The sequence below is a fragment of the Rhodococcus sp. USK13 genome (assembly GCF_018343855.1).
In the GTDB taxonomy this organism is placed as follows: domain Bacteria; phylum Actinomycetota; class Actinomycetes; order Mycobacteriales; family Mycobacteriaceae; genus Rhodococcus_F; species Rhodococcus_F oxybenzonivorans.
On sequence record NZ_CP069242.1, the window covers coordinates 6,587,180 to 6,605,035 of the forward strand.

Sequence of the window (17,856 nt, forward strand, 5' to 3'; positions counted from 1 at the left end):
CTTACGGGACCCACCATCGGAGTCGACACTTCTTCTGGATCCTTTTTACTGAATTTTCGCTTTCATCTCGTCCAGCTTCATCAGAATCGGGTGGCCACTGACGCTCAAGGCGTTGCCGTGTCCGGACTGATGGATGTCGAACACCGACTGGATTGCAGCGTAGAAGCCCTGTACGTCCAGCGTCTGGTTGACCGCGCGCTTGGCCTGGCGCAGCCCGAACGAGGGCATCGTGGCGATATGTTCGGCAAGTGCCCGAGTCTCGGCGTCGAGTTGATCGCGTGGCACGACCTTGTTCACCATGCCGACCTGCTCGGCTTCCGCGGCCGTCACCGGACGACCGGTGAAGAGAATTTCCTTCGCCTTGCGGGCGCCGAGTTCCCAAGTATGACCATGATATTCGACTCCACCGATGCCCATCATCACCACCGGGTCGGAGAAGGAAGCATCCTCGGCAGCGACGATCAGGTCGCACGGCCAGCACAACAACAGTCCGCCCGCGATGCAGCGCCCCTGGACGGCCGCGATCGACGGCTTCGGAACATTGCGCCAACGCAGCGAGTACTCCAGATAGCGACGGGTCTCCGCCCCGTAAATCCATTCCAGGGTGATCTCCGCGGGAGCCGGCCACCGATCGTTGAGGTCGTGACCGGCGGAGAAGTGTTTCCCCTCGGCACGCAAGACGATCACCGCCACATCAGGGTCCTCCGCCGCCTTGGTCCAGGCTGCGTCGAGCTCATCGAGGAGCGCGCCGTTCTGGGCATTGGCGGCCTCGGGGCGATTGAGTGTGATGGCCGCGATCTTGTCGGCGACCTCGTAGTCGATATACATGTCGGGCTCCTCAGCCTCGGGGTAGGCCGAGCACGCGCTCGGCGACGATCGTGCGCTGAATCTCGGACGTGCCGCCGGCAATGGTGCCGGCGAAGCTCCGCGCATAGCGTTCGAACCAACTCGACGCGAAATGGTCGTTGTTCCAGGGCGTGTACGGTGCCGTCAGCGCGGGGTGGACCAGACCGTCGAACCCGGCGCCGTCCAGCGCGTGCTCCGAAGCGGTCTGCACTGCCTCGGATCCCAGGATCTTCAGAACCGACAGGGCCGCTACGTCCTGCTCACCCCGGTCCGCACGGGCCAGCGCCGCAGAGCCCAGCAGCCGCAGCGCCTGATTGTCCATGGCGAGCGTGGCATAGCGATCACGGTCGAGCGCCGTGACAGGCCGGAAATCCTCGACGAGATCCTGCAGTCGATCGGCAAAACCCAGCCACAACAGGGTGCGTTCGTGGCCGAGGGCACCGTTGGCAACGCCCCAGCCCTGATTCAGCCCACCGACGAGGTTCTCCGCGGGCACCCTGACGTCCGTGAAGAACACCTCGTTGAAGTCGAAGTCGTCCTCGGCACACACGGAGGCGAAGGGACGGCGCGTGACCCCCGGGGTGTCGGTGGGAATCAGAAGCACGCTGATTCCCTTGTGCTTCGGAGCGTCGGGATCGGTGCGGACGAAGGTGAGCAACACGTCGGCCTCGTTGGCACCGGACGTCCACACCTTCTGGCCGTTCACCACGAAAGAGTCACCGTCGTGCACCGCGCGTGTACGCAACGACGCGAGGTCGGAGCCCGCACCGGGTTCACTCATGCCGAGCGCAGCAGTGATCTCGGCACGCAGAATGGGTGCAGCCCAACGTTCCTTCTGTTCCGGCGTACCGAACGACAACAACGAGGCGGCGATGATACCGAGGCCCTGGGGATTGAAGCTGTGATAGATCCGGCGCCGGGAAAGTTCCTCGAGATGCACGTACTGCTGCAGGATACTGGCATTCCGGCCGCCGAACTCGGGCGGGTTTCCGGGGAGCAGCCAGCCGTTGTCGAACTGCATCCGCTGCCAGCGGCGGGCCCACTCCGGAACATCCGCACTGGAGCGGGGTCGTTCCCCCGCCTCGGCCTCGCCGGGCAGATGTTCGGCGAGGAAAGCCAGGAACTCGGCCCGGAATTCTTCGACGTCGGCATCAAAATTGAGTTGCACGGTACTCCTCGGCGATGAGCGCCCGATGTTCGGCCGCGCCGCCGAGCAGGAGCTCGCCGGCTTTGGCGCGCTTGAGCGCGAACTGAAGGTCGTTTTCCCAGGTGAATCCCATGGCCCCGAACAGCTGCAGGCCGTTGCGGAAGACCAGCGACTGGCACTCCCCTGCCGCGGCCTTGGCCATTGCCGCAGCCACACGGCGGCGGGGATCGTCGGCGGCGATCGTGAGGGCGGCATAGTAGGCGAGTACGCGGGCACGTTCGACGGCCACGTGCATGTCCGCTGCTTTGTGCTTGACCGCCTGGAAGGAGCCGATCGGAGCACCGAATTGATTGCGGCCCTTCACATGAACGAGCACTGAGTCGAGAATGCGCTGACAGGCTCCGACCATCGTCAGCGCCATGCCGGTCAGGGCCAGCTGACGAGCGCGCTCCGGATCGGCGGCACTGCGGTCGCTTTCGCTCACGCGAACCCCACTGAAGGTCACCTCGGCAAGGTGCAACACGGGATCGAAGATCAGACTGCGCGTTGCGGTCACCCGTTCCGCGGGAACCACGAAGACGCCGGCGCCCGTGACCACAGCCAGCAGATCTGCGCGATCTCCGTCCATGACTCGGTGGGCGGTGCCGTTCAGGAGCCAGCCACGACCGTCGCGGTGGGCACTCACACCGTCGAATACCGCCGCGCCGGACTGCGCAGGATCGGCACACCCCACGGCCAGAGGAGCGAACTGGGTCATCGTCGCAAGGTAGGGCGTGGGATCGGTAGCTCGGCCCAGCTCTTCCAGGACGATCGCCAATTCGACGGCGACATCGGCTTCCGCCAGCTCGGTCCACCCGAGGTCGACGTACACCTTCCACAGAGGACCGGGGTCGCCGCCGTCGTCGACGATCGTGCGGATCAGGGTGGGCGGGCACTCCTTGGCCGTGACTTCTCGGACGGTTTTCTGCCACAACCGCTGATCGGAGTCGAACTCGAAAAGCATCCCGGCTTGCCTCCTTGCCAGAGCTGCGAATGGTCTAGCGAGAATAACATTCTCGCTAGACGAAAGTAAGAGTTTCACTTTTGCCCGAAGCCAGCAGGCTGGCGACCCAACGTCATGCTCCTCTCCGGTACAGTGGATACATGTTTGCTACACACAGAGGGGGGGTCCGGCGGTGACCGAAGTCAGCGAAGAGCCGGCCTGGAAGCAGCGCGCAGTCGAACGCTCCATCAAAACCGCCAAGCTCCGCGCCGAGCAGCGGGTGCAGAAATTCCTCGATGCAGCGCAGGCGATCATTACCGAAAAGGGCAGCACCGACTTCACGGTGCAGGAGCTCGTCGACCGGTCCAAGCAGTCGCTGCGTAGCTTCTACCTGCAATTCGACGGCAAACACGAACTTCTCCTCGCCCTGTTCGAGGAAGCATTGACCCGGTCTGCCGATCAGATCCGCGCCGCGGCAGCCAACGAGACCGACCCACTCGACCAGCTTCGCGTCGCCGTCGAGTTGCTGTTCGAGTCGTGCCGCCCCGACCCGGTGGCGCATCGTCCGCTGTTCACCGACTTTGCCCCACAGTTGCTGATTTCCCATCCCGCCGAGGTGAAGGTCGCGCACTCGGCGCTGCTCTCGCTGTTTACCGAGCTGATGGAGCAGGCCGAAGCCGCAGGTGAACTGCGCGCCGAGATCAACCCGCGCCGAATGGCCGCCATGACGATGCAGACGGTCATGTTCATCGCTCAGTCGAGTGGCGGCAACGACGACGCAACCGTCCGTCCCATTTCCGCCGACGAGGTCTGGGCTTTCTGCTCGCGGGGTTTCGCACACTCCTGACGAGAACGGTATTCTCAACAAGAGAAACATCGATTACAGTCGATGTGTGCCCGAGTTATGGAACGACCTTCTCGCCTGCCTCGATCTGCGCCCCTACCCACCCGACACCGATGACCCCACGGTCGCGGTGTTCGAGGGAAGCAACCAGAAACTGGACTACCACCGACTGTTCGGTGGACAGATCCTGGGCCAGTTCCTGGAGGCGGCTCGTCTCACCTGTCCGAGCAAGAGCGTCAAATCCATGCATGCGCTGTTTGCACGGGAGGGCCGCGCCGACGAGCCGGTCCGGTACGAGGTCACGACTCAGCACGAAGGCCGATCGTTCGCAACCGTGGCGGTCGTCGCCCGGCAGTCGGAACGGGTGGTTGCGACTGCCGCGATCTCCCTGCATTGCGGTGAGGACGGACCCGAACATCAGAGCCTCCCCGCGGTTCCCGCCGTCCTTCCGGAAGAATTCCGGGTACACCTCGACCTTCTCCCGTGGGAAACCCGCGCCGCCGCCGACCTGAACGCGACGGCGGCCACAACACCCGATTTCGAATTCTGGATGCGCACACCGGAAGTCGCTGGCGAGCTGGCCCAGGCCCTCACTGCATACGCCACCGACCTGAACCTTATCGGCACGGCGCTGCGCCCACTTCACGGGCTCAGCCAACTCGGTAACGGCACGGCATTCACCTCTGCCGTCACATCGCACAGCCTCTGGTTCCATCGGCCGTTCCGCACCGACAGGTGGCTCCTCCTTCGCCAGCACAGTCCACTGCTGGCGCACGGCCGCTGCTTCGGCCGTGGCGATGTTCTCACCGAGGACGGGAGCCTCGTCGCGTCCTATGCGCAAGAAGCCCTCCTCCGCATCCACCCGTGACACCCGTTCCGTGGTGGCACGTCGACCGATCAAAGGTGTGACATGAGTGTAAATCCCTTGTCCGAGAACGCTGTCGACTCAACTCTTGCCACCCGGCCGTATCGGGTCGTGCAATGGGCGACAGGAAACATCGGCACCCGTGCACTCCGGGCGGTGATCGAACACCCGACGCTGACCTTGGCCGGTGTGTACGTCCACGCAGACGACAAGATCGGCCGCGACGCGGGCGAACTGTGCGGGCTGCCCGCTACCGGCATCACCGCCACCCGGAGCATCGAGGAGGTCGTGGACTCCGGAGCGGATTGTGTGCTGTACATGCCGCGTGCGTGCGACTTCGACGAAGTGTGCTGGTTGCTGGCGTCGGGGATCAATATCGTGACAACCCGCGGTGAGTTCCACTATCCGGCGGGCATGGACCCCGAGGTACGCGCACGGGTCGAGGCCGCGTGCGAGCTCGGCAACACCTCGATCCACAGCACCGGCAGCAGTCCCGGTTTCATCACCGAAGCCGTTCCGCTCGTGTTGACCTCGATCCAGCGACAGCTCGACAACTTGACGATTGACGAGTATGCCGATCTGTCGCAGAGGGATTCGCCCGACCTCTTGTTCAACATCATGGGATTCGGACGCGCTCCCGGTGGTTTCAGCGAAGCCCGGTTATCACATGCGCGAACGAGTTTCGGGCCCTCGCTCCAACTCGTCGCCGACGCCCTCGGGCAGCCGCTCGATTCCGTGGAGGCGAGTGGCGAGGTTGCCACCGCCCGCCACAGAACCCACATCGCCGCCGGGGTCCTGGAGGCGGGTACGGTGGCGGCCCAGCGAATTACCGCCGCCGGTATGCGGGGCGGCCGGGCACTGTTACGCTTCCGCGCTACCTGGTACTGCACAGCCGACGTCGATCCGGCCTGGGACGTCCGCGCCACCGGCTGGCATGTCACTGTCGATGGGGACGCACCCCTCGACATCGACATCACAATGCCGGTGCCACTCGAACGGATGGGTGCGGTGGCGCCCGGTTACACGGCACACCGCGCTGTGAACGCGGTGCCCTTCGTGTGCGCTGCCGCCTCGGGAATCCGCTCGACCACCGACCTTCCCCAGGTCATTGCCTCACTCGGTTGATCCGCGCGCATCACAGAAGGCCGGGTCTTCCGTCTCGTACCGGAAGACCCGTGTGTCGTGGGCGGCCTCGGACGCGGGAGCGAGCAACAGATCAGCCGCCGTGTAGGGGTCGTGGCGGCCGGCCGCGACCGAGGCGGCAAGGTGCGCCAGGCCGGGATGAGTCCGCAGGCGAGTGTGTGCAAGGGAGAGCACCTGTGCCCGCGCCCGGGCTGTCCGGCGCGCGAGTGTGTCGGCGCGACGGTGGGCCTCGATCACCTCCACCAACGTGGACACGCCCTCGGCTCGTGCGGCGACGAGGGTGAGAATCGGCACGTGGGACTCGGCTCGGAGGTCTCGCACGGTCTGGTCGGCGCCATCGCGATCGGCCTTGTTGACGACGAGGATGTCTGCGACCTCCAACAAACCTGCCTTCGCGGCTTGGATAGCGTCACCTGCACCGGGGTTGAGTATCACGATCGTGGGGTCAGCGATGGCCGCGATCTCGATCTCGGACTGCCCCACCCCCACCGTTTCGAGCAGGATGAGGTCATACGACAGCGCCCCGAGCAGGCGGATGGCCGCGGGCACCGCCGCGGCCAGTCCGCCCAGGTGGCCGCGCGTTGCGACCGACCGTATGAGCACACCCGGGTCGTTGATGTGCGCAGCCATCCGGATTCGGTCGCCGAGTAGCGCACCGCCGCTGTACGGCGAGGACGGGTCGACCGCCAGTACCGCCACCCGCAGGCCCCGCTGCCGATACTCTGCGACGAGGGCTCCGATGGTCGTCGACTTTCCGGCACCGGGCGGCCCCGTCACACCGACCACCCGGGCGGGCGCCGCGGCCGGCGAGTCGACCACCGCGGCCAGCGAGTCGAGCACTTCGGAGCGACGGTTACTCTCGACCAGGCTGAGCAACCGTCCCGCCGCACGCACGGATCCTGCACGCGCTGCCGCGACGAGGTCCGACACACTGGATGACGCAAGGAAATCACTGACGGGTCGGCTCACAGTCACGGCGCTGGAACCTCGATCACCGTCGCCGACCCCATTCCCCCGCCCGCACACATTGCCGCCACACCGATACCGCCACCGCGGCGGCGCAGTTCGTGCACCAGCGTCACCAGCATCCGGGCACCGGTCGCTGCGACCGGATGTCCGAGCGAACAACCACTTCCGCTCACATTGACCCTGTCCGGCTCGATCTCGAGCAGCTTGATAGTGGCAACGCACATCGCGGCGAAAGCTTCGTTGATTTCGAACAGGTCGACATCGGCGAGGGAGATACCCGCGCGGCTAAGGGCTTTCGGGATTGCCCTGACCGGCGCCAGACCGGTGAGTGCGGGGTCGATCCCGACGGACGCCCACGACCGGACGGTGGCCAGCGCGGGTAATCCGAGACGGTCACTCGCAATCGTCAGGACGGCAGCGCCGTCGTTGCCACCGCACGCGTTGCCTGCTGTGATGCTGAACCCTTCGATCTCCGGATGCAGCGGCTTCAGTGACGCGAGTTTCTCCAAGCTCGTCTCGCGCCGCGGATGCTCGTCGACCGAGAAGAGTCCGTGGGGCGTGTCGATGGGAACGATCTCCTCCTTGAACCGGCCCTCATCGATGGCCTGTACGGCGTTGCGATGTGAGCGAAATGCCCACTCGTCCATCTCCTGCCGGGTCACGCCCGCCTCGACGGCCGCGTTCCATCCGACCGTGATCGACATATCCATGGTGGGGGCGTTGGCCTGTTCGGGATGGGTGGGCGGGAACCACGGCACCCACTCGCCGTCCACCTTGAACAGTGATTTCGGCGAGGTGGACGCCGAGTTGACTCCGCCGGCTATGACCAGCTCGTCCATACCCGCCCGGATGCTCGCGGCCGCGCTCTGCACCGCGGCCTGGCCGGCAGCGCAGTGCCGGTTGTGCGCCAGCCCGGGAACCTCGGTCAGGCCTGCGGTGAGTGCGGCGTGCCTGGCAACCACCCCGCCGCCGTACAGGCCCTCACCCAAGATCACATCGTCGATCAGACCCGGGTCGATATCTTCCGCTGCTGCGGCGACGACGTGGTGAGCGAGGTCGTGAGCGGTGGTGTCGCGCAACGTTCCCTTCACGGCAGTGCCGATGGGAGTGCGCAGAGCGGAAACGATGACTGCTTCAGGCATGGGAGTTCTCCAGTTCGGCCACAAGGGTGCGGCGCAGTAGTTTTCCGGTCTCGGTTTTCGGGAGTTCATCTCGGAACACGACGGTGTCCGGGGTTTTCGAGGAACGCAGCCTGTCTTTGACCCACTGCCTGATTTCGGCCGGGTCGGCGTCACCGACGAGAACAGCGACTATTCGCTGTCCCCATTCGGTGTCGGGTATTCCGATCACTGCTGCCTCGGAAATCGCCGGGTGGCGGAGCAGCACGTCTTCGATCTCTGCCGGTGCGATGTTCTCGCCGCCGCGGATGATCGTGTCGTCAGCCCTGCCCTCGACGAACAGGTAGCCGTCCGCATCGAGGTGACCGAGGTCCCGGGTCGCGAACCAGCCGTCCGCGTCGAGCACACTGCGTCCGCCGTATTCGCCGGAAATCTGCTCGCCCCGCACGAAGACCAGGCCGGTCTCGCCTGCCGCGACCGGCTCACCGGTTTCCGTGCGGACCTCGATCTCGATCCCGGGCAGCGGCCGCCCGACCGACCCGAGCCGGTCCCGCACAGCCGGATCGCTCGTCGCGAACGCCGCCCGGTGATCTTCGGGGGACAGAACGGCCACCGACGACGCCGTTTCGGTGAGACCGTAGGCGTTGACGAACCCCGTGTCCGGGAATGCGCGCAGCGCGTGCTCGAGAACGGGCCTCGGAGTATGGGATCCGCCGTAGGCCAGGCTCTGCAGCGTCGGCGTTTCCGCGTCGGCGTCGCCCAGTTCGGCGGCGACGCGGGCCAGCATCGTGGGCACCAACATTGCGTGCGTGATGCCCTCGCGCCGGACGGTGTCAAGCCACACGGTCGGGTCGAACCCGGCCAGATAGACGACGCGACGCCCGGTGTACAGGTTCGAGAGGAGGTTCGTCAGGCCGGCGATGTGGTAGGGCGGAACTGCCACCAACGCGGCATCCGTGTCCGCGGCGGATGCGAACTCCATCGTGTTCAGGACGTAGGCCAGCAGGTGCCGATGCCGCAGCACAGCAGGCTTGGGATCGGACGTGGTCCCGCTCGTGTAGATGATCACGGCGACGCTGTCACCGTCCCACTGCGCGGCAGGCGCTTCCGCGGGCGCGTCCGGCACCACGTCGACATCGACGAGTGCGTCGAGATCTTCGGGGCGGAGGATCACGGCGCCGGCATGGCGATCCTGCAGTGCAGTCAACTGCTGATCACCGAGCCGGTAGTTGAGTGGCACGAACGGGACGCCGGCCAGGGCGGCACCGAACAGGGCGACCGGATAGCCGAGATGATTGGCACCGAGATAGAGCACGGCCGGGTGATCCCGGAACCGGTCGGCGGCGCGGTGGGCGAGGTCGAGGAGCTGCGCGGCGGTCAACGAGCGCTCGTCGACGGTCACAACCGCCTTGTCGCTGTCGGTCGCGGCCATCTCTAGAATCATGTTGATGTTCATGAGAACATGATTCTCTCAGTACAAGAGGCTTACTTGCAAGAAGGGAAATTGCGATGCAGATCATGGGTTGTTCCGCGATAGTCGTCGGAGGCACGGGCGGGTTGGGCCAAGCCACCGTTCGCCGTCTCCATGAGGCGGGAGCCAAGGTGGTCGTCGCCGACGTCGCCGACGACAAGGGCAAGGAACTGGAGGAGGAGCTGGGAGTCCGCTACGTGCGTACCGACGCCTCGGACGAGGAATCCGTCGGGGCTGCGATCGCCGAGGCGGAGTCGCTGGGGCCGCTGCGCATCTCGGTGGACACACACGGCGGCCCAGCCGGGGGCGGGCGGCTCGTCGGCAAGGATGGAAGCCCCATGGATCTTGCTGCCTTCCGGACAACCATCGAGTCCTACCTGATCTCGTCCTTCAACGTCATGCGATTGGCCGCGGCCGCAATCGCCAAGCAGGAGCCGATCGACGACAGCGGCCGAGGCGTAATCATCAATACCGCGTCCATCGCGGCCTACGAAGGCCAGATCGGACAACTCCCCTACTCCGCAGCGAAGGGCGGCATCGTCGGCATGACCCTCGTGGCCGCCCGGGACCTCTCCCCCCTCGGTATCCGGGTCGTGACGATTGCACCTGGCACCATCCTGACTCCGGCCTACGGCAAGGCCGGCGATCAACTCGAGGCCTACTGGGGGCCCCAGGTTCCCCATCCCAAGCGGATGGGCCGGCCATCCGAGTACGCGACTCTCGCCGCATCGATCGTCGAGAACGACTATCTCAACGGCGAGGTCATCCGGCTCGACGGTGGCCTGCGATTCCCGCCGAAATAAGTGCGAATGCGGCGGAGGTCTCGGGAACCGTCGTTCCCGAGACCTCCGCCGCACTCATTCCGGCCGCACGTCGGTCACCAGCGTGCTGGTGCCGGTGTGTCGATGCGCAGCGGGCGCTGGTAGGACAGATCGTCTTTGGCTCGCGTGCCTCTCAGGAACGCCTTCTCGGTGAAGAAGCGCGATTGCAACATCGACGCGTCTGCCTTCGCGCTCCATTCGACGGTCGAGCGCCGCACCGCGATCCGCCACCGACCGTCGCGTCGTTCGAGTCGGTCGAGATAGCGGCCGTTGAGTAGCTGCACGGTGACCCCGTCGTTGAGGAGTAATCCCACCAACACGTAGCTCTCGCAGTGGGCGGTATCGCCATCGATCTCGCACGTGTGGGTGGTGATGTTGTGTGTATGCGCCAGAGAGGTGGCCGCGTGTGCGGCATTCGCCCAGTTCGCGTAGTCCGGTCCTTTGTTGGTGCTGGTGCCGTGCTCGTCGATTCCGTCGTCGTGGTAAGTGCCACACAGGAGATCGGAATCGTGGCGATCGCAGCCACGAGAATGCCTGGCAACGCAGTCGAGGATTTCGCCGCGGTCCATCAAGTACCGCACGTCACGCTGGAGCCTTGCGACATCGTCGGTGGTCATCTGCCTCTCCTTCAAAGATGGTCCGGTGAGTGTGGATGGTGGCCGATGCATGCCGGCTGCATGCGCTCAAGCGACGGCTTCCTCGCCGATCAGGGTGGTCCGGTGCAGCAACCGGGGTGAGGTGGGCGCATAGGGGACAGCGCGGTGCAGCATTCCGGTGTTGTCCCATAAGACCAGGTCGCCGCGACGCCAATGATGTCGCAGAGAAAATCGAGGTTGCGTCGACCAGTCGAGCAGACGGTCGAGAAGTGCCCGCCCCTGCTCCTCGGGCCAGCCGACCACGTGGGCGGCGGTCGCGCCGAGCAGAAGCGACTTCCGTCCGTTGCGACGCGTCCAGATCAGGGGGTGCTCGCGCGTCGGCACCCGCGCCCACGCTGCCCTTTGCTTGTCCGACGGATCAGGGTTGGCCAGCAGTTGCGCCGCTGCGAAGCTGTGCACCACGCGCAGATCGGCGAAAGATGCCTTTTCTTCCTCGGTAAGGGCTTCGTAACTGGCGTAGGTGTTGGCGAACTCGGTGTCACCGCCCTCCTCTGATACCTCGAGCGCGGTGAGGAGCGTCGACTTCTGCGGGACCGCGTCAGTGGCGCCGTCGATGTGCCAGTGAAAGGTGCCCTTGTTGTAGGAAGCCAGGACAGTGGTGGCTGGATCCAGACTGATGGCCGAGATTTCCGGGTGGTTCTCCTGACCACCTACCGGCGCCACGACGACGTCGCCGAGCATGCGACTCAGGGCTACCAGGTCGGCATCTGCGATGTGGGCGTCACGAAAGACCACCACACCGTGCATGTCGAGCAAGGCTCGGCACCGGGCGGCAGCCTGCGCGTCGGCGAGTCGGCTGCCCTCGATTCCCGTGATTTCGACACCGACGGTATCGGTGATGGGGGTGACATTGGCAAACATCAGTTCCTCCTTGGAAATATGATTCTCATATCAAGCTATCAATATTCCTATTTCGATACTACAGTTCTCTCATACAGAGATCTGTACTTGATCGACAGGGCATAAGGCACGGCTGGGGCCGTGCGGCAAGGAGATTCACATGCGTATCGGATTGACCGGCGGCGCCTCATCGACCGACAAGATCGTGCACCAAGCGGTACAAGCCGAGGCGGATGGCTTCACCTCACTCTGGTACGCCAGCACCGTCGCCGGTGATCCGCTGGCGGCGGTGACGGTTGCCGGTCGCGCCACGACATCGATCGAACTCGGAACCGCTGTCCTGCAGACCTATCCGTGTCACCCCCTCCTGCAGGCGAATCGGGTAGCCGCCGTTTCCGAAGCAATGGGCCGTCGCGGATTCACTCTGGGTCTGGGCCCTTCACACGAGTCCCTGGTGCGCGAGGTGTACGGACTCTCCTACGAGCGGCCCGGCCAGAACACCGAGGAATATATACGGATCGTCGCCGCACTGCTCCACGGTGAAGAGGTCGACATCCGCGGTCAGGAGTGGACCACACGGAGTGCCGGCCGCATGGTGCCCCTGGTCCACGAGGTGCCCGTCCTTCTTTCGGCCATGTCACCACGCATGCTCCGGGTGGCAGGGCAGTACGCCGACGGCACCATCCTGTGGATGGCTTCCGCGAAGGTGATCGAATCCCGCGTCGCGCCCGCGATCCATGCCGCCGCGACAGGCGCGGGCCGTGCCACTCCCCGGATTGTCGCCGGGCTCCCCGTGGCGGTTCACGACGACGCCGATGAAGCCCGCGAAGCCGTTGCCGCAACCGCCACCATGTACGCGGGAATGCCGAATTACCAACGCATTCTGGAAGTCGGCGGTGCGTCGAGCCCGGCCGACGTTGCCATCGTCGGCGACGAGACGTCGGTGCGCACCCAGCTGCAAGGTCTCCTCGACGCGGGTGCCACCGACATCTGGGCTGCAGCCTTCCCCGTCGGCCCCGACGCGAAAGCGTCGATCGGCCGCACCAAGGACCTTCTCCGAGAACTGGCCACCACCGACGGGTAATTCCCGGGTCACGGCTCACACGACGAAGGCCTGGTCCCCGACCTCCTCTCGAGTCAGGTCGGAAGATCCGCCGGGATCCAGTTCGGATTGCGCTTCTCCATGAATGCCCGCATACCCTCGCGAGGCTCCGGCGAAGTTTCGAGTGCACCGAACATCGTTTGATAGTCGATGAATCCGTAACGCTCGTTCAACATTCGCTTCACTTGGGCGCGGGCCTCGGGGGACGTCTGCAGGACCTCGCGTGCAGCCTCCAACGCGGCGGCCCGCAGATTCTCGTGGGGTACCACGCGGGAGATCACCCCCAGGCGCTGCGCCTCGGCGGCATCGAAGCGGCGCGCGGACAGCATGAGGTCCCGCGCTGCGGCTATGCCGATGTGCGCGGGAAGAGCCGCTGCAAAGGTCGCATCGGGGATACCGCGGAGGAGCTCGGGCACCCGGAATGTCGCCCGATCGCTGGCAACCGCGATATCGGACATCATCGCGACCACCAAACCGCCCGCCTGACAGATGCCGTTGACGGCCGCGATCACCGGTGCCCGACTGTCCCGGATCGTGAGGAACGGGACCACGTCGTTGCCCGCCAGTCCCTCGGGGAGCGAGTCGCCCGGCTCTGCTCGGCCGCCGAGATCACCACCCGGCGCGAACACGTCGCCGACACCGGTGATGATGAGCGCAGCAAGGTCGGGATCGGAATTCACCAGCCGGACAGCCCGCTTCAGACCGAAATACATAGCCGGCGTGAACGCGTTCCGCGCCGCCGGCCGATCGATGACGCACCAGCCGATCGAACCCTCACGCTCGAACCGCAGGCCACCGGTTCCCAAGTCGTCGCCCATACCCTTCTCAGCTCTTTCCCGCCGTGAGCCGGGCGATGTTGGTCTGGAAGTCGTCGGACTGGAACGTCAGCTCCTCGGCGGTCATCGCATAGTCCAGCGTGGCGAGTACGGCCCGCTCGATATGCATGTTCAGCAACCGCTTCGTGCTCTCGACAGCCTGCCGGGGCTGTTCGGCAATGCGTTTGGCACAAGCGAGGGCTTCGCTCAGCGGATCGGCAACCATATGGTTGGCCAATCCGAGCTCGCATGCTTTCGCCGCGGGTATGCGTGCGCCGGTGAGGGCGTATTCCTTGGCTTGCAGCAGACTGATCTGCAGCGGCCAGGTGAGCGGTCCACCGTCGGCCGCGACCAACCCGACCTGCACATGAGGATCAGCGAGGTACGCCGTCTCGGCCATGTAGACGATGTCACTGAGCGCAACCAAGCTGCAGCCCAGTCCCACAGCCGGTCCGTTGACCGCCGCGATCACCGGAATACGGCAGCGTGCCATCCCGAGGACGAGTTCGCGGCCGTGAGCGATGGTCCGGGCGCGCAGTTCGCGGTCTGCCGCGAGCTCGGCGAGGTAGGCGAAGTCGCCACCCGCAGAGAAGGCTTTGCCGCTTCCGGTGAGTACCGCGGCGCGGGCATCCCGGTCTTCGCTCAGCTGAGGCCACAACCGCGCCAGTCCGGTGTGCAAGCCGTCGTTGACGGCATTGAGCGCGTCGGGCCGGTTCAGCGTGATGATGCGCAGGGCACCGTCCGAGCGGACGTCGATCTCCTCGGGCATGTCGTACATGTCAGACTCCCAATCCAAGAATTCGCGAGGCGATGATGTTCTTCTGAATCTGCGACGTTCCACCCATGACGCTCTGTGCGCGGCTGTACAGGTAGGCGCCCAGCATGTCGGTGTCGCGAGTGCCGGCCTCGGACACCGCTGCGTGCCCGACCGATTGTTCGACCCAGGTCATGAGCAGCTTGTCGAGCGACCCCTCCGAACCGTGCGACACACCGTCGAGCTGTTCGGACAGCCTGCGACGGACATGCAGGCGCAGCATCTCCGTCTGCACTGCAGCCCATGCCAATTCCGCAGAGAGGCTCCCTTCCGACCGGGCGACGAGATCGCGTACGAGCTTGTCGTACCTCGCGGCGAAACCGAGCGTGGAGGGCTCTCGTTCGTGCCCGACCACCGTCATCGCCAGCGCCCACCCTTCCCCCGGCGCACCGACCATGTTCTCCGCGGGCACCGTAGCCCCGTCGAAGAGAACCTGACCGAACTCTTTGGTGACGCCGCTCATCATCTGCAGCGGTCGCTGCTCGATTCCCGGTTGCTTCATCGGGACGATGAACGCCGACAAGCCGCGGTGACGGGGCTTGTCAGGTTCGGTACGGGCGAGCAGCAGACACCAATCGGCCACATCCGAATAGCTCGTCCAGATCTTGTGTCCGTGAATGACGTAGTTGTCACCGTCACGGGTGGCGGTGGTGGTGAGTGCTGCGAGATCCGATCCGGCGCCCGGCTCACTGAATCCCTGACACCAGCGCTCGGTTCCGTCGATCATTCCGGGCAGGAAGGTGCGGCGGAGTTTCTCGCTGCCATGCCTGCCGAGTCCGATCACCAGATACCCGAGGCTCGGCCGGGCGGGTGCGCCCGCGATGGCCAGTTCCTCGTCCAGGATGACGTCGTAGACGGGCGGTAGCTCCTGACCACCATATTCTGCGGGCCACGACAAACCGAAGAACCCGGCGCCGTAAAGCGCTCGGTGCCATTCGGGCTGCCGTTCCCAGTACTCGTCACCCGAAGTCGGGAACGTCTTGGCCGTGTCCGCCAGCCAGGACCGCAGTCGGTCCCGGAAGGCGGCTTCTTCCGGCGAGTCACGAAAGTCCACGGTGTATCTCCTCCAGGCGTACGGGGAACAGTTCGGTGGACGTCAGTGCCCGCCGAAGGTAGACGTGCGCGAGGCATTCCCAGGTGTTGCCGATGCCGCCGTGTACCTGAATCGCCGTCTCGCACACGGTTCGGGCAGCACGCACGCAGTAGATCTTCGCGACTCGCGCAGCCTGCTGCGCCTCGCCGGGAGTCAGCTGGTCGAGCGCCCAGGCTGCATGACGGAGCACGCTCACCGAACCCTCGATCAGCGCCTGACTCTCCGCGAGCAGATGCGCCACGGCTTGATAGGAACCGATCGTGTTGCCGTACTGCTCGCGCATCTTTGCGTAATCGACGGCGAGCGCTTGGGCGCCGCGGGACGTGCCGACCAGGTCGGCGCAGGTGACGAGGACGGCGAGGGCATGCCAGCGCTCGACGTGCTCGGCGGACAGTTCGCCGAGGGGTTCGAACGGCTCGACTATGTCCGCGAATCCTCTGGTCAGGTCCGCTCCCGGAACAACGGCTCCCACTCGACCGGCCGAGATCCGGTTTCCGCTCAGAACGAGGGCGCGTTCGAGTCCCCGCGCGTCGGTCGCTTCCCCGTCGAGGGCCACCGCCCATGTCTGCTGATCATCGGAAACGTGCCGGTGTAAATCATCGGCGAGGACGGGTCCGAGGAAGGGAATATCGACCAGGCCCCGGCCGAATTCCTCGGCGACGATGGCGACTTCCACACCCGACGCCCCGTCGGATCGAAGCGATCGCCACCCTGTTGTGGCCACCGCCTTCTCCAACCGTGCGAGCCGAGTGTCGTCGGCGAGGTCCTGGACCGATCCCGGTCCCAGATCGTCGGCCAATTTGGCTGCGGCATCGCGCAATTGTTGCTGTTCACTTGTCAGACGTACGTCCATAGCGCTCCTTGAGTTCTCGGCGCAACACCTTGCCGGACGGCAGGCGAGGAATGTCGGATACGAAGACCACCCGGCTGGGCCGCTTGTAGGACGCCAACCGGTCTCCCACGAGGGTGATGAGTTCTTCGGCTTCGGTCGTGCCGGTCCGTGCGACCGCGGCGATCACTGCTTCCCCGCTGACCGGGTCGGGGACCCCGAACACCGCACAGTCCACGACGCCGGGGTGCCCGTGCAGCACGGCCTCGATCTCGGCGGGCGCAACCTGAAACCCCTTGACCTTGATCATCTCTTTCGACCGGTCGGTGAGCCGAAGCCAGCCGTCCTCGTCGAGGTAACCGACGTCCCCGGTCCGGTACCACCCGTCCACGAACGCCTCGGCATTCGTCTCCTCGGGCAGGTAACCTGCCATAAGCGAATTCGCTCGAGCCTGAATCTCGCCCGGTTCTCCCACGCCCAGCGGCTCACCGGTCTCGAGCGACACCACCCGGATGCTGACGCCCGCAACGGGGCGTCCGACACTGTCCAGACGGGCCCCTTCGATCGGGTTGCAGGCGATCACCGGTAACTCGCTGGCGCCGTACGCGGGTACCCAGCCGACCCCCGCGCGCCGGGTGACGGTCTCGGCGACGCTCGGCGTGACCGGAGTGGCGCCCCACATGATGTAGCGCAGCGACGACAGGTCGAACGATTCGAGGTCGGGATGCTGGGCAATGGCCAGCGCAATCGGCGCGACGGCCATCTCCACCGTGATCCGATCGGTCTCGATGTGCCGCAGCATCCGGTCCACGTCGAACCGACGGTGCAGCCGCACCCATGCGCCGACCTCGAGTGCCGTCATGATGTTGAGGACGCCCAGGATGTGTGAGGGCGGAGTAAGCACCTGCATCCTGTCCGCCGACGACAGTTGCAGCGCGTCACACCACTGCCGCACGGCGGCACCGAAAGATGCGTGCGTGTGCCGCACGGCCTTCGGCATCCCGGTGGTGCCCGAACTGAACACGAGTAGGGCCTCGGCAATTGGATCGGGTGGCGGAAAGGAGCATTGCGCGGGGTCGACCGGATCGTCGAGGCTCAGCATCGGCAGAAGTCCGGCCAGGACCGGACTGTCCCCGACCGCGAGCGTCGGATTCGTGAGCGCCAGCGCGTGCGCGACTTCGTCATGCTTGTACGCCGGGCTGATCAGCACGACGGCGGCGCCGAGCCGCCAGATCGCTCGAACGGCCACGACGAATTCCGGCCGGTTCGACGACATCAGAGCAACACGGTCACCTGCCTTCACGCCGCGACCGGCCATTTCGGCAGCCAGCCCGTCGGCCAGAGCGTCGAGTTCACTGAGGCTGTATTCGCGCTCCTCGAACACGAGCACGGTCGCTTCTTCTTCCTCGTCGGGGGCCCGGTATCCGATGCCTGCCCCGTCTCTCGTGTGGGAATTCACCATTGAGAAGTCCTATCTCGTTAGAGAGAATGATATTCTCTC

General features: G+C 65.3%; 18 protein-coding genes. 5 read left to right on the forward strand and 13 right to left on the reverse strand.

Annotated elements, in window-relative coordinates:
- Nucleotides 1–45 precede the first annotated feature (45 nt).
- Genes JQT59_RS33020 through JQT59_RS33030 form a run of 3 tightly spaced genes read right to left on the reverse strand, consistent with a single transcriptional unit; the run spans nucleotide 46 to nucleotide 2,996 of the window.
- Entirely contained in the window at nucleotides 46–828 is a 783-nt protein-coding gene (locus JQT59_RS33020) for an enoyl-CoA hydratase (RefSeq protein WP_213573649.1), read from the reverse strand.
- Between the two features lie 10 nt (nucleotides 829–838).
- On the reverse strand, nucleotides 839–2,014 hold the full coding sequence (locus JQT59_RS33025; protein ID WP_213573651.1) for an acyl-CoA dehydrogenase family protein: 1,176 nt from the start codon (nucleotides 2,012–2,014) through the stop codon (nucleotides 839–841).
- Nucleotides 1,998–2,996, reverse strand: coding sequence for an acyl-CoA dehydrogenase family protein (locus JQT59_RS33030; RefSeq protein ID WP_213573653.1), 999 nt, complete (start codon nucleotides 2,994–2,996; stop codon nucleotides 1,998–2,000). The genes JQT59_RS33025 and JQT59_RS33030 overlap by 17 nt, the downstream gene beginning before the upstream one ends.
- A 172-nt stretch (nucleotides 2,997–3,168) precedes the next feature.
- Here JQT59_RS33030 and JQT59_RS33035 point away from each other — a divergent pair, with 172 nt between their 5' ends.
- The 3 genes from JQT59_RS33035 to JQT59_RS33045 are packed head-to-tail and all read left to right on the forward strand — an operon-like array spanning nucleotide 3,169 to nucleotide 5,809.
- Nucleotides 3,169–3,822: a TetR/AcrR family transcriptional regulator gene (locus JQT59_RS33035; RefSeq protein WP_213573655.1), complete on the forward strand. Its 654-nt coding sequence runs from the start codon at nucleotides 3,169–3,171 to the stop codon at nucleotides 3,820–3,822.
- A gap of 46 nt (nucleotides 3,823–3,868) precedes the next feature.
- Complete coding sequence (locus JQT59_RS33040; RefSeq protein ID WP_213573657.1) at nucleotides 3,869–4,687, forward strand: acyl-CoA thioesterase; 819 nt, start codon at nucleotides 3,869–3,871, stop codon at nucleotides 4,685–4,687.
- A gap of 42 nt (nucleotides 4,688–4,729) precedes the next feature.
- Nucleotides 4,730–5,809 (forward strand): NAD(P)H-dependent amine dehydrogenase family protein, encoded by a 1,080-nt coding sequence (locus JQT59_RS33045; protein ID WP_213573658.1) that lies wholly within the window; start codon nucleotides 4,730–4,732, stop codon nucleotides 5,807–5,809.
- Here JQT59_RS33045 and meaB read toward each other — a convergent pair.
- From meaB to JQT59_RS33060, 3 genes are read right to left on the reverse strand one after another with little or no spacing between them, the layout of a single operon-like run.
- Nucleotides 5,798–6,802, reverse strand: coding sequence for a methylmalonyl Co-A mutase-associated GTPase MeaB (meaB, locus tag JQT59_RS33050; RefSeq protein WP_249354011.1), 1,005 nt, complete (start codon nucleotides 6,800–6,802; stop codon nucleotides 5,798–5,800). The genes JQT59_RS33045 and meaB overlap by 12 nt on opposite strands.
- Nucleotides 6,799–7,938, reverse strand: a complete 1,140-nt coding sequence (locus JQT59_RS33055) for a thiolase family protein (RefSeq protein ID WP_213573660.1) — start codon at nucleotides 7,936–7,938, stop codon at nucleotides 6,799–6,801. The genes meaB and JQT59_RS33055 overlap by 4 nt, the downstream gene beginning before the upstream one ends.
- Nucleotides 7,931–9,370, reverse strand: a complete 1,440-nt coding sequence (locus JQT59_RS33060) for a class I adenylate-forming enzyme family protein (RefSeq protein ID WP_213573662.1) — start codon at nucleotides 9,368–9,370, stop codon at nucleotides 7,931–7,933. The genes JQT59_RS33055 and JQT59_RS33060 overlap by 8 nt, the downstream gene beginning before the upstream one ends.
- Before the next feature lie 53 nt (nucleotides 9,371–9,423).
- On the opposite strand from JQT59_RS33060, the gene JQT59_RS33065 reads away from it, so the two are divergent.
- The gene (locus JQT59_RS33065) at nucleotides 9,424–10,188 is read left to right on the forward strand and encodes an SDR family oxidoreductase (protein WP_109326970.1); all 765 of its coding nucleotides are present in this window, start codon (nucleotides 9,424–9,426) and stop codon (nucleotides 10,186–10,188) included.
- Between the two features lie 74 nt (nucleotides 10,189–10,262).
- On the opposite strand, the gene JQT59_RS33070 is transcribed toward JQT59_RS33065, so the two are convergent.
- Both JQT59_RS33070 and JQT59_RS33075 read right to left on the reverse strand, forming a co-directional pair.
- A complete protein-coding gene (locus JQT59_RS33070; protein ID WP_213573664.1) occupies nucleotides 10,263–10,823 on the reverse strand; it encodes a nuclear transport factor 2 family protein in 561 nt (186 codons plus the stop codon).
- Nucleotides 10,824–10,889: 66 nt separating this feature from the next.
- On the reverse strand, nucleotides 10,890–11,723 hold the full coding sequence (locus tag JQT59_RS33075) for a TauD/TfdA dioxygenase family protein (protein ID WP_213573666.1): 834 nt from the start codon (nucleotides 11,721–11,723) through the stop codon (nucleotides 10,890–10,892).
- A 139-nt stretch (nucleotides 11,724–11,862) separates the two neighbouring features.
- Between JQT59_RS33075 and JQT59_RS33080 the strand changes: the two genes are divergently transcribed.
- Entirely contained in the window at nucleotides 11,863–12,786 is a 924-nt protein-coding gene (locus tag JQT59_RS33080; RefSeq protein WP_213573668.1) for a TIGR03564 family F420-dependent LLM class oxidoreductase, read from the forward strand.
- Between the two features lie 53 nt (nucleotides 12,787–12,839).
- Here JQT59_RS33080 and JQT59_RS33085 read toward each other — a convergent pair whose 3' ends face one another.
- The 5 genes from JQT59_RS33085 to JQT59_RS33105 are packed head-to-tail and all read right to left on the reverse strand — an operon-like array spanning nucleotide 12,840 to nucleotide 17,817.
- Nucleotides 12,840–13,622 carry an enoyl-CoA hydratase/isomerase family protein gene (locus JQT59_RS33085; protein WP_213573670.1) on the reverse strand — a complete coding sequence of 261 codons (783 nt, stop codon included), beginning with the start codon at nucleotides 13,620–13,622 and terminating at the stop codon, nucleotides 12,840–12,842.
- Between the two features lie 7 nt (nucleotides 13,623–13,629).
- Nucleotides 13,630–14,397 (reverse strand): enoyl-CoA hydratase/isomerase family protein, encoded by a 768-nt coding sequence (locus JQT59_RS33090; protein ID WP_213573672.1) that lies wholly within the window; start codon nucleotides 14,395–14,397, stop codon nucleotides 13,630–13,632.
- Between the two features lies 1 nt (nucleotide 14,398).
- Nucleotides 14,399–15,487 (reverse strand): acyl-CoA dehydrogenase family protein, encoded by a 1,089-nt coding sequence (locus JQT59_RS33095; protein WP_213573674.1) that lies wholly within the window; start codon nucleotides 15,485–15,487, stop codon nucleotides 14,399–14,401.
- Nucleotides 15,474–16,379: an acyl-CoA dehydrogenase family protein gene (locus JQT59_RS33100; protein WP_213573677.1), complete on the reverse strand. Its 906-nt coding sequence runs from the start codon at nucleotides 16,377–16,379 to the stop codon at nucleotides 15,474–15,476. The genes JQT59_RS33095 and JQT59_RS33100 overlap by 14 nt, the downstream gene beginning before the upstream one ends.
- Complete coding sequence (locus tag JQT59_RS33105; protein ID WP_213573679.1) at nucleotides 16,357–17,817, reverse strand: class I adenylate-forming enzyme family protein; 1,461 nt, start codon at nucleotides 17,815–17,817, stop codon at nucleotides 16,357–16,359. Before JQT59_RS33105 ends, JQT59_RS33100 begins: the two co-directional genes overlap by 23 nt.
- Between the last annotated feature and the right edge of the window lie 39 nt (nucleotides 17,818–17,856).